The following is a 12,008-nucleotide window of genomic DNA, read 5'->3' as shown; positions in this document are numbered from 1 at the left end:
CCCTAAACACCGCCTTTGAGGTGGTTTTGCCTAAAAACGTGATTTATTTTTGCAGGCTCTATTTATCTAGCGAATTTCCAGCGCGTCCGGAGCTGCCCGCTGCTAGTGAGGCCTGCGTGGCGCATGCACGAGTTCGACCTGCACGAGCGTGACTGTCTCTGCACGCACGAGCGCTTCAAACAGCGACAGGTAGTAATTCCACATCCTCCGAAACACTCTGTCGTAGCCGATACCAGCGGCTTCACGCGCATGAGCTGCAAATAAATCGCGCTGGAGCTGCAAGGTCGTCGCGAAGTGCGAAGGAATGTATTCCTCCGCCGCGATGCGCAGACCGGTTTCCCGGTCAACCATCTTGCGCAGCTCTTCCATGGTGAAGAGTTGCAGCTGTGGCCACACGTAAGCGCGTACGAGGTCCAAGCTACGCTCGGAGAGCGCGTCGAATTTGTCCGTAGCTACCACCATTTGGACGACGATAGTGCCGCGATCGACAAGCAGACGCTCGGCGCTCTTCAGCCAGCGCAGCGCACCTGCACGACCGAAGGTCTCCAGACGCCCGACGTTGATAACCGCCTCGAAGTCAGACTCGAATTCGCGTGGCGACGGAATGTTGCGATCCATCTGGATTACATCTACCGCGCCGCGCAATCCAGCCTTTTCCACCCGTTCCAGCACCGTGTCGGTGTGGTCATCTGAGACGGTAATAACCTCCGCACCCGCTCCCCTTTCTGCAGCTCGAAGTGCAATTTCTCCGCCTGCCGACGGCCATTCGGCTACACGGTCGCCAGCCCGCACTCGAGCGAGATCGAGCATGTGCTCAATATTGCGCACCTGGGCATGCAGAAAATCAGCACGTGCGACGGATTTTGGGGCATCGACATAAGTCACGTCAACTGACCAGTGCGAGGGAACCCCACCCTTGCCCGCACCGCGGGCATAGTTGGGAATCTGTTCACGCGACGAGGTTCGCACTCCGGAGGCGAACAGGCCAGAACCACCCATCAGCAATTCGCCGGAATAAAGCTCCAGCAATGAGGTCGGCAACTCTCCCGCCATATCTGGCCCATCGAGACGCGGGCGTGAACGCGCGACTTTCATCAGACCACGTGCCAGCGGCCCCGACGAGGCAATATCAAACTCGGCGCTGAGCAGTCGGCTGAGAAGCTCTGGCAAGTCATCACTGGACCACTCGCCCGCGAGATAGGACTCCCCCAATCCGAGCCATTCTGAATCAGCTAGTCGAGAATAGAAAACAGGATCAATGACGCTGAAAACGACTGGACGCAATGTGACGGAATCATCGGGAGATTCACTGTCACTGCGGGAACTGGCGCCACCGACACCGTCGATAGCCAAATCGGCGTCACTCGTCGACCGAGTAATGAAGGACTCCCCGACAAACTCGCCGGATTCAACCAGTTCAATGCCGTTGTTCTGGCAGAGCCGCTCGAATGAGCGCTCCATTACGTCAGCACGTTTCGCTAAGAAACGCCCCTCTGGAATACGCGCAACCCGAGGCCATCGCTCTGCGTCAATTGCCTGCCGGCTTGCCGAATTCACCCTGCCCGAACCTCCTAACAATCGCGCCGCATAAAGGTACGAATAACGAACTGAGTTTGCTCTCGAATTCTACCGCGCAGGGACCCAGAATAGGCGGTGGCGCACCGAGAGGATTACTATTGTGGCTTGCCGGCTAAAAGCCGAATCAAAACTTCGAGAACTTTAAAGTCTGTGAGGAGAAAATACATGACCGAGACTCCGTACCGCCCGCACTCCGGACGTCCGCACGTGGTCGTCATCGGTTCGGGTTTCGGTGGCTTGTTCGCGGCGAAGAAGTTGCAGGACGCCGAGGTCGACGTCACTCTCATCGACCGCACTAACCACCACCTGTTCCAGCCGCTGCTCTACCAGGTAGCAACGGGCATCCTTTCCTCGGGCGAAATCGCACCGTCTACTCGCACCATCTTCGACGGTGTTCAGAACGTTCGTGTTGTCAAGGGCGATGTCACCGACATCGATGTCGAAAAGCAGGTCGTGACTTCCGAACTGGGTCACCAGACTTCCAAGTGGGAATACGACCACCTCCTGGTCGCCGCTGGCGCTGGCCAGTCCTACTTCGGCAATGATCACTTTGCCGAGTTTGCTCCGGGTATGAAGAACATCGACGATGCACTCGAGATTCGCGCTCGTATCATTGGCGCATTCGAGCGCGCCGAGCTGACCGACGATCCGGCCGAGCGCGAGCGTCTGCTGACCTTCGTGGTCGTCGGTGCTGGCCCGACCGGCGTTGAGCTTGCTGGTCAGCTGGCCGAGCTGGCTAACCGCACTCTCGCATCGTCTTACCGCAGCTACAACCCGCACGCTGCACGTGTCGTGTTGCTCGACGGCGCACCGCAGGTTCTGCCGCCGTTCGGCAAGCGTCTGGGCCGTAAGGCTCAGAAGTCCTTGGAGAAGATGGGTGTCATCGTCAAGCTGGGCGCGATGGTCACTGACGTCAATGAAGAGGGCGTCACCTACAAGAACATGAAGGATGAAACCGAGGAGTTCATCCCGTCGTTCTGCAAGATTTGGTCCGCCGGCGTGTCCGCTTCCCCGCTGGGTAAGATGATTGCCGAGCAGACCGGCGCCGAGACCGACCGCGCTGGCCGCGTCGTTGTCAACGAGGACATGACAGCTGGTGACTGCAAGAACGTTTACGTCGTGGGCGACATGTCCAACCGCGAGAACCTGCCGGGTGTTGCTCAGGTTGCTATTCAGGGTGGCGAGTATGTCGCTGAGAACATTGCTGCCGAGGCAGACGGCCGCGATGTCGCGGAGCGCCAGCCGTTCGAGTACTTCGACAAGGGCTCCATGGCAACCGTCTCCCGCTTCTCTGCAGTGGCGAAGATGGGCAAGGTTGAGGTCTCCGGCTTCATCGGCTGGGTCCTGTGGCTGGCTGTCCACCTGATGTTCCTGGTGGGCTTCCGCAACCGTCTCGTCTCCTGCGTCAGCTGGGGTCTGAATGTTCTGGACCGCAACCGTTGGCAGATGGTTTCCACCCGCCAGCAGATGTACGCACGCAATGCAATCAATCGCCTGGCCGAGCTCAACAAGGACAAGGCTGAGCAGGATCTGCCTCTGGAAGTTCGCGACACCCGCCGCGAGCACCGCGCAAATAAGAACAAGTAGTTAACTTGCAGGTGGCTAGGTTAGAAAACAGCTAACCAAGGTTAACCACCTGCGAGTTCCCTATCTGGCCCGTTACCACCTATGACGATTTGCTACAGCGGCTTGTCAAGTACCGCAATTCGTAGGTTGGTGCGGGCCAGCAGTTTTTCATCTGCCTTGCGGGTGTGCTCAATGCGCCACAGTTGCATGGTGCGCCCCAGGTACTCCGGCTCCGCAGTAGTGACAATTACCTCGCCGGCCCGGGCGGAGCGGTAAAAATCGGTGTTGTTGTTCACACCGACGACCGGCTTCTTCGCACCGCAGGCAACGAAACCAGCAATAGAGCCAGCAGTCTCACCTAGCGAGCAGTAAACACCGCCATTGGCTAGGCCCCACGGTTGCAGGTGGTCGGGCCCGACTGCGAGCTCCATCTGAATTCGCTCCGGCCCGACATGGACAAACTTCGTGCCCAGCAGCGTATCTAGACCGCCGATTCCGTTATCGCCCAAGGTGCTGTTAAAAACAGCCAGCTCCTCATCGCTCAAGGCTTCCTGGCTAGCCTTCGTCACCAGTGTCATATACTTGCGCAGCCCCTTCCTCTTCGCCTGCTCGGCGGCGGAATCTGCAGAGTTAGAATCCTGTGAACTGCCATTATTCGCAATAGTCTCGTCAGCCATGCCAAACATTGTGCCAGCGCACGCCATCACTTGTGGCAGTTTTAACGTTAAAACCAGTAACAAATTCTGAGTCCCAGATACAACGAACCCTGGCCAGGCTTTAAGATGGTGGGCATGACCGATAACAATGAACTCGCACAAATTGGTGTCGTCGGGCTCGCCGTCATGGGCTCGAATATCGCGCGCAACTTCGCCCACAAGGGACACACAGTTGCCGTGTACAACCGCAGCCCGGAGAAAACTCGCACCCTCATCGCTGAACACGGTGATGAAGGCTCATTCATCCCGTCCGAGACCATCGAAGAGTTCGTCGCTTCGCTGGAGCGCCCGCGTCGCGCTCTGATTATGGTTCAGGCAGGTGCCGCTACTGATGCGGTCATCGATCAGCTTGCCGACGTGATGGAGCCCGGCGACATCATCATTGATGGCGGTAACTCTCTTTACACGGACACCATCCGTCGTGAGAAGGCTATTCGCGCCCGTGGCCTGCACTACGTTGGCACTGGTATTTCCGGTGGTGAGGAAGGCGCTCTGACCGGCCCATCCATTATGCCGGGTGGCACGAAGGAGTCCTACGAGTCCCTCGGCCCGCTGCTGGAGTCCATCTCCGCTCACGTTGATGGCGTTCCGTGCTGTACACACATTTCCTCCGATGGCGCTGGCCACTTCGTGAAGATGGTCCACAACGGCATCGAGTACGCGGATATGCAGGTCATCGGCGAGGCCTACCACCTGCTGCGCGAGGCCGCTGGCCTCACCCCTGCAGAGATTGCAGATATCTTCCGCGAGTGGAACAAGGGCGACCTGGACTCCTACTTGGTTGAGATCACCGCTGAGGTTCTCTCCCAGGTCGATGAGAAGACAGGCAAGCCGCTGGTGGATGTCATCGTGGATGCCGCTGGTCAGAAGGGCACCGGGCGTTGGACGGTCAAGGCCGCTTTGGACTTGGGCATTCCGGTAACTGGTATTGGCGAGGCCGTGCTCGCTCGCGCCCTGTCGTCTTCCCTTGCTCAGCGTGAGGCTGCACGCAACCTGCCGTCAGGAAGCCTGGCTAAGGCGCCCGAGGATCGCGATGCTTTTGTGGAACGCGTCCGTAAGGCTCTCTACGCTTCCAAGATCATTGCCTACTCGCAGGGCTTTGATGAGATTAACGCTGGCGCCAAGGAGTACGGCTGGGAAATTGACCGCGGTGCGCTGGCAACCATCTGGCGTGGTGGCTGCATCATTCGCGCTCAGTTCCTGAACCGCATCAAGGAAGCGTACGACCGCGATCCGGAGCTGCCGGCGCTGGTACTCGACGAGTACTTCCGTGACCAGGTCACCGAGTGCCTCGACGCCTGGCGCGATGTTGTTGTCACTGCAGCACAAATGGGTATCCCGGCTCCGGTGTTCTCCTCCTCGCTGGCTTACTATGACGGCCTGCGTGCAGAGCGCCTGCCGGCAGCGCTGGTTCAGGGGCAGCGTGACTACTTCGGTGCACACACTTACAAGCGCGTTGACCGCGAGGGCGCTTTCCACACCCTCTGGTCTGGCGACCGCTCCGAGGTTGAAGCATAGTGTTGAAGTCTGTCGCTTCACACTCTTGAAGTTAAAAGGGGTCTGAGATGCCATTTCCATTGAAGGCGAAGCCTGATTTTGTGCCACGAGTTCTTTCCATCGCCGGCACAGACCCAACCGGTGGGGCTGGACTGCATGCCGATTTAAAGTCAATTGCTGCCGCCGGTGGTTATGGCATGGGCGTGGTCACCGCTTTGGTATCTCAGAACACCGTGGGCGTTCGTGCCGTCCACACCCCACCTGTTGACTTCCTCGTCGAGCAGCTGGCTGCTGTGACTGAGGATGTCACCATCGACGCGGTGAAGATTGGCATGTTGGGGTCACGCGAACTCACGCAGGCCGTCACCAGCTGGGTTCAGGAGACCAAGCCAGCCGTGGTTGTTCTCGATCCGGTTATGGTCGCTACCTCCGGCGACCGTCTGCTTGACGAAGATGCCATGGATGCAATGCGGGACTTGGTCGCGGAAGCCACCGTCATCACGCCGAATGTTCCCGAACTGGCGTTGCTTGCCGACGCCCCGGAGGCCAGCGACTTCACTGAGCTGATTGAGCAGGCGCTGGAGTTCGCGGGCAAGAACGATGTCATCGTGATTGCAAAAGCTGGTCACTTAAGTGATGAGGAAGCCGGAAATGCCGTGGCATCCCCCGATGGCCAGGTTTTCTTCAGCTCTTCTCCCCGCATTCACACTGAGAACACCCATGGCACGGGTTGTTCGCTGTCCGCTGCTCTCGCCACACGGATTGGTGGGGGCTCTGCGATTAATGATGCCCTGCGCTGGACTACGCGCTGGCTCAGCGAGTCCATTCGTTTCGCGGATAACCTCAACGTCGGCCAGGGGCACGGCCCCATTGACCACGGCCACAGGGCTCGTCGCCTGGAAAAGGTCGCGCTTCGGCGAATGCAACCAGTACATCTGAACTCCAGTTTTTCCCCAGGAGCCATCGAAGGCACTGACACTGCGCAATCGCCAAAAGAGTTGGAATCTTTCTTCGGGCACTCACTCCAGATTGCTCCGGCGGGCCCCTTTACTTCCCAGCTGTGGCGGGACATCGAGGACATCGTTGCCGAGATTGGCGGAATGTTCAGCGTCCCCACGATGCTCCGCGGCGACCTTTCCTCGGAAGAAACCAACTTCTTCGTAGCGCAAGAGGCCTGGTACTTGCACCAAGTTTTCCCAGTCCTGTCGCATCTGGCAACGAAAGCACCCTGCGCTAAGGAACAGGTTCTGTGGTCATCGGTCGCGCAGGAAGCCCTGGTGCGTGCGTTGGAATTGAGCAATAACACGCTGGAAGAGGCTTCTTCGGCGCTCGAGGACATCGAACCGACAACCATCACGCAGCTTTTGCTGGACGTGCATTCTTCCTGTAGCGCTTTCAATCCATATCGGGTCGCCGTAACCAGTATCGTTGCCGAAATGTGGGTTACAGCCGAGCTGACTCTGCAAGGAAAATCGCTGGTCGATGGAGATTCCACGATTGCGGACTGGGTGGAGGTGTATTCCGACCCCGAGTATGTTGACAGTGTTCAGCAGGCTCTCGAGGTCCTTGAAGAGAATATGTCCACGGCCAGCGATGCGGAGCTCAAATCTATCCGCAATATCTTCCGTCGAGCTGCTGTTCTTGAGCGCGAGGCCTATGCGCAACCGGGTCGCGGTTGGTAAATCTCATGGCACGGTAGTTTTCCAGTTCACCGGACGTGCCTATTGCATGGCAGTCCGGGGATAGCGGTATTCTAACAAGCATGCCCCCTCCTGCTGAGTCCAGTGATTTCAGACAGTTGGGCACGCCGGAAGCAATTGTGAGTATTCTGCGTGCCCAGCACATAACTTCGCCCACCGCCGTGCAGGTGGCGACTTTGCCAGATGCTTTCGCTGGCAAGGACGTTCTTGCACAGGCACCCACAGGCTCGGGCAAAACGCTCGCATTTGGCATTCCGCTGGTCGCGTTACTCAATAACGCCTCTCCAGCGCTTCCCCGTTACCCGCGCGCGCTTATTATTTCGCCGACGCGGGAACTTGCAGATCAAATTGCTGATGTCCTCGCTGACATCGGCGCCGCTGCAGGTCTGCGTGTCTTGAGCTTGGTCGGCGGTGACTCCGTGGCCAAGCAGCAGACTCTGCTCGCAGCACCAGTCGATATCGCTGTGGTCACACCGGGTCGCGCACACGATTTGCGCCGCCGCGGCGTACTCAGCCTTGAGCACGTCCTTGCCGTCGTCGTAGACGAAGCGGACATGCTCGCTGACATGGGCTTTCTGCCCGATGTTCTGGGCCTAGTCCGTGCGTGCCCGAAGTCGGCACAGCGCATGGTCTTTTCCGCCACGATTAACGACGACGCCGCGGGGCTTATCCGCGATCGTCGCGCAAGTAGCACCGAAGTTGCGAAACACAAGGTCACTGCATCCCGGCTGACCATGCGCAATATGCGGCATCTGTTACTTCGGGTAGAGGACAACACTGAGGCAGACGAAGTAGTCGCCTGGATTGCCTCCCGCAAGGATCAGTGCGTCATCTTCGCCAACTCTAAGGCGCGTGTCGTGCAGCTGGCTAAGTTTTTACAGTTCTACAACATCAAGTTAGGTTTCCTCCACGGCGATCGCGGCCAGGCAACACGTCGCGCAGTCCTCAAGGCCTTTGCCGACGGTGAAATCAATGTCCTCGTCACCACGGATGTGGCCGCTCGGGGCATTGATATCGATGCTCTTGACTTGGTTGTGCACGCGGATCCGCCAAGGGATTCCGCGACGTACATTCACCGCTCGGGTCGCACGGCGCGTGCAGGTGCTTCCGGCACGGTAGCGATGATTGTGCGTGACCGCCAGGTTGATCAGGCCCGTGAGCTGCTGGCAGGAGCCGGCGTTGAAGCTGAAGAGCTGCGCGCAGCTCCGGGGCTGCCGCGATTTGTCAAGGAACTGGGCGCACGCCGTCCGCGCCGGGCTCGTCAAGATCAGAGCCAATCGGCAGGCGGTGCTAGTGGTTCCGGGTACCGCGGGCGCGGCGGCCCGTCGGCAAGCGGAAAGAATCGTGCTGGCGGTCGCGTACACCGCCCCAAGCGAGGGAAAAAGAAGAAGAGATAATCAGTGGATATTGTTCTCAATATTGTCGCGGTTGTCGGCTTTATCGCGCTAACCGCTGGCACCGGCCTCTTTGTGGCGTTTGAATTCGCGCTGACAGGACTGGAGCGTTCTACGATTGACGCCGACCGCGCCCGTTCAGCGGATGCACCTGCTGAGGCCGTTCACAAGGCACATAATCGACTGTCCTTCCACCTCTCCGGTGCACAGCTGGGCATTACGTTGACGACGCTGGCAACTGGTTTCCTCGCGGAACCGGTGCTGGCGCAATACTTCACGCCGATGCTGCATTGGATGGGGCTCAGCGAGTCTGCAGCGGGACCGACCGCACTGATTCTTGCGCTCATTGTGGCCACGATGTTGTCAATGGTCTACGGCGAGTTGGTGCCGAAGAATGTCGCGATTACAGAGCCGCTGGCTTCGGCGCGCGTTACGGCTCGTCCGGTGATGGCGTTTAACTGGGTGTTCCGCTACTTCATTCAGTCGCTGAATGCCTCGGCGAACTGGCTGGTGCGCAAGCTCGGCATTGAACCGGCGGATGAGCTGGCTTCGGCGCGTTCCCCGCAGGAGCTGGAAGCACTGGTGCGCAATTCTGCGGAGCAGGGTGCATTGGATGAGTCGAAGGCTGCTGTGCTCGAGTCGTCGTTACGCTTTGGCGAAACTACTGCGGAGGACCTGATGACGCCGCGGTCGACGATTACTTCTCTCGATGTCGATGACACGGCGCTGGATCTGCTGGCTGTCGCCATCGAATCAGGACATTCCCGCTTCCCCATTACTGACGGGGACCTCGATGCCACTGTCGGTGTTGTCCACGTCAAGGACGCATTCGCGGTGCCTGCGACGAAGCGCTCAACTACCACCATGCGGGAGGTTGCACGGCCAGTGCCCACGCTGCCGCAGTCGCTGGACGGCGATGCCGTACTGGAGGCCGTGCGTTCGGCTGGTTCGCAGATTGCGCTGGTCGCGGACGAGTATGGCGGCATCGCCGGCATTGTCACCATCGAGGACGTCGTCGAGGAAATTCTTGGCGAGGTCTGGGATGAGTACGACGACAAGGAGTCCGAGCAGGAAGTCAAGCGCGCAATTGAAGGCTGGAATTGCTCCGGCCTTGTGCGTACCGACGAGCTGCCGACCAAGGTCGGATACTTCGCCCCGGAGGGCAGCTTCGAAACCCTCGGTGGCCTGATTATGTTTGCGCTCGGTCGCATCCCAGAGGTCGGTGATGTCGTCCTGCTGCCAGAGACCGAACGCGACTTCATGGACGAATTCGAATCGGGTATCGCCGGACGCTGGTACGCCCGCATTCTGGCGATGGATGACCGCCGCGTGGATCGTGCCATTTTGATTCCTGTGACCAACGAGCGCGCTAAGGAGATGTTCAACCTATGAGTGACTGGTTTGGAATCCTCCTGACCTTCGTCTTGTTGTTGGTCAACGCGTTTTTCGTGGGCGCGGAGTTCTCACTTATTGCTGCTCGCCGTGACCGTTTGGAAGCGCTGCTGGCTCAGGGAAAGAAGCGCGCTCGCACAGTTATCAATGCTTCTGAGCACCTGTCGATGATGCTCGCCGCCGCACAGCTGGGCATCACCATTGCCTCGCTGCTGCTGGGTAAGGTCTCTGAACCGGCGCTGGCACATCTGCTGGAAGCTCCTTTCCACGCCATGGGTATTCCGGAATCACTGCTACACCCGCTGAGCTTTGCCATCGCGTTGATGCTGGTGTCAGTGCTGCACATCATGCTCGGCGAAATGGTTCCAAAAAACATTTCCCTAGCCGGCCCAGAGACAGTGGCCATGCTGCTTATTCCGGTTCACATGGTTTTCTACCGCCTGACCAAACCGCTGTTGCTGCTGTTTAACTGGTTGGCTCGCCATACACTGAGGCTGTTCGGCATTGAGCAGCGCGATGAGCTTGACACCACTGTTGATTCCACTGAGTTGGCATCGATGATTGCGGAGTCTCGTCAAGAGGGGCTCCTTGACAGCGAGGAGCACGTCCGTCTTCGTCGCACGCTGGCTTCGGCCACGCGCACCATTGAGGAGGTGCTAATTCCGCACGAGCAGATTCGGCGCCTCCCCACCGCACCGACTGTGGGCGACCTAGAGACGGCGGTCACCGAAACTGGCTTCTCCCGGTTCCCCGTCGCTGCGGCCAACAATGAACCCAACGAGTACCGTGGCTATGTTCACGTCAAGGATGTCCTCGACCGCGTCATGGACCCTGCCTCCGGACCGGAGACAGCCATCCCTGATGACGAGATTCGCCCGATGATCGAGATTCCGATCGATGCCACGCTGGATGAGGGATTGCGCATCATGCGCCGCTACAGCGCCCACATGGCAGTGGCTGTACGCGCTCGCATGCCGAAGCCGCACCTGCGCGCAAGCGCCCCGGCAAGTATCGCCCCGAAGACCGGTGCTTTCTCCGGCGCGGAGCAGATCGGCATCGTGGCTCTGGAGGACCTCATCGAAGAGCAGGTCGGTGTCGTGCGTGACTGGACCCACGAGGTCTCCCCGCGTCGCAGCGGTGCACCAAAGCAGTACCCGATCGTGAACCAGCCCCGGATCCGGCCGGGCACCACGCAGGGACGCCAGCAGTGACATCTACGCCCGATTCGTCTTTCGACTGGCGTGAAGCCAAAGCAAGGCATATCGCCCGCGTCGATGCCCTGACCCGCGATCACCTGTCCCGTCGCAGTCGTGGCCAGCGCCACCCGGTGTGGGACTTCATCTTCGAGTACTACCCCGTCAAGCCCGGTCAACTCCGTCGCTGGTCACCGGGCATCGGCGTAGATCTTCCCGGTGCGACAGCCAAGGACATCAGTCACCTGAAGTTTTTTACCCTCGACATGGATGACGCTACCGACAGTTCTGCTAGCAAGGAGCCCACCGATACCGCCTCGGGGACGGCACGCATGGATGTTTCGGCGTACGTCGATAAGCGAGGTAAGACGGTGGCGTACATCGGCAATCTGTTGCGTTCGACGCGCGCGAATCCAGCGCACTTTGACTGCTTCGGCCTGCATGAATGGGCGATGGTGTATCGCCAGCCCGAGCATCGTCACCCGGAGCCACTGCGGCTTGGTCAGGCAGGCACGGACGAGGTCGTCGAGGCCCACACAGTGCGGTGTACGCACTTCGACGCCTTCCGCTTCTTTACGCCCGACGCCGTCCCGCTCAACGAGTTTGCGCCGACGCGCGAGACACAGCCGCACTGTGAGCAGATGGGCTGTCTGCACGCCAACATGGACTTGTATAAATGGGCGACCAAGCTCGGCGAGGCGGTCCCCGGCGACCTGTGGCTGGATACTTTCGAGCTCGCGTGCAGTGCCCGTGAGTTGGATATGCGCGCCGCTCCCTACGATCTGCGGGATTGGGGCTTTGCTCCCATTCGCATCGAGACTCCCGAGGGCAAGGCCGAGTACGTCCGCCGCCAGCGTGAGATTTCTGCTCGCGCCGACGTCCTGCGCGGGCGTTTGCTGCAAGTAGTAGATGTCGCATTGTCCACGCAGTAGAGTTGGCAGGAGTTACGTGCGCGTTTGTGCTTTACGACGA

Annotated in this window: 9 protein-coding genes; 7 read left to right on the top strand and 2 right to left on the bottom strand. The window is 59.3% G+C overall.

Features of this window, described 5'->3' with window-relative positions:
* Window positions 1-102: 102 nt before the first annotated feature.
* A complete protein-coding gene (locus HMPREF2651_RS06785; protein ID WP_070586010.1) occupies window positions 103-1,557 on the bottom strand; it encodes a class I SAM-dependent methyltransferase in 1,455 nt (484 codons plus the stop codon).
* A gap of 186 nt (window positions 1,558-1,743) precedes the next feature.
* On the opposite strand from HMPREF2651_RS06785, the gene HMPREF2651_RS06780 reads away from it, so the two are divergent.
* Window positions 1,744-3,165, top strand: a complete 1,422-nt coding sequence (locus HMPREF2651_RS06780) for an NAD(P)/FAD-dependent oxidoreductase (protein WP_049181063.1) — start codon at window positions 1,744-1,746, stop codon at window positions 3,163-3,165.
* Between the two features lie 92 nt (window positions 3,166-3,257).
* Here HMPREF2651_RS06780 and HMPREF2651_RS06775 read toward each other — a convergent pair whose 3' ends face one another.
* Window positions 3,258-3,821: a PaaI family thioesterase gene (locus tag HMPREF2651_RS06775; RefSeq protein ID WP_224786555.1), complete on the bottom strand. Its 564-nt coding sequence runs from the start codon at window positions 3,819-3,821 to the stop codon at window positions 3,258-3,260.
* Between the two features lie 114 nt (window positions 3,822-3,935).
* Between HMPREF2651_RS06775 and gndA the strand changes: the two genes are divergently transcribed.
* From gndA to HMPREF2651_RS06745, 6 genes are all read left to right on the top strand, one after another.
* Window positions 3,936-5,378 (top strand): NADP-dependent phosphogluconate dehydrogenase, encoded by a 1,443-nt coding sequence (gndA, locus tag HMPREF2651_RS06770; RefSeq protein ID WP_193393892.1) that lies wholly within the window; start codon window positions 3,936-3,938, stop codon window positions 5,376-5,378.
* A gap of 47 nt (window positions 5,379-5,425) precedes the next feature.
* Entirely contained in the window at window positions 5,426-7,039 is a 1,614-nt protein-coding gene (locus HMPREF2651_RS06765; RefSeq protein ID WP_038625537.1) for a bifunctional hydroxymethylpyrimidine kinase/phosphomethylpyrimidine kinase, read from the top strand.
* An 80-nt stretch (window positions 7,040-7,119) separates the two neighbouring features.
* Complete coding sequence (locus tag HMPREF2651_RS06760) at window positions 7,120-8,454, top strand: DEAD/DEAH box helicase (RefSeq protein WP_224786556.1); 1,335 nt, start codon at window positions 7,120-7,122, stop codon at window positions 8,452-8,454.
* 3 nt (window positions 8,455-8,457) lie between these two features.
* Window positions 8,458-9,843, top strand: coding sequence for a hemolysin family protein (locus HMPREF2651_RS06755; RefSeq protein WP_049181066.1), 1,386 nt, complete (start codon window positions 8,458-8,460; stop codon window positions 9,841-9,843).
* Window positions 9,840-11,054 carry a hemolysin family protein gene (locus tag HMPREF2651_RS06750; RefSeq protein ID WP_038625543.1) on the top strand — a complete coding sequence of 405 codons (1,215 nt, stop codon included), beginning with the start codon at window positions 9,840-9,842 and terminating at the stop codon, window positions 11,052-11,054. Before HMPREF2651_RS06755 ends, HMPREF2651_RS06750 begins: the two co-directional genes overlap by 4 nt.
* Window positions 11,051-11,968 carry a hypothetical protein gene (locus HMPREF2651_RS06745; RefSeq protein ID WP_049181067.1) on the top strand — a complete coding sequence of 306 codons (918 nt, stop codon included), beginning with the start codon at window positions 11,051-11,053 and terminating at the stop codon, window positions 11,966-11,968. The genes HMPREF2651_RS06750 and HMPREF2651_RS06745 overlap by 4 nt, the downstream gene beginning before the upstream one ends.
* Window positions 11,969-12,008 lie beyond the last annotated feature (40 nt).

It is taken from the genome of Corynebacterium sp. HMSC063A05 (assembly GCF_001809695.1).
GTDB lineage: Bacteria > Actinomycetota > Actinomycetes > Mycobacteriales > Mycobacteriaceae > Corynebacterium > Corynebacterium amycolatum.
This window is presented reverse-complemented; position numbering and strand designations above follow the sequence as displayed.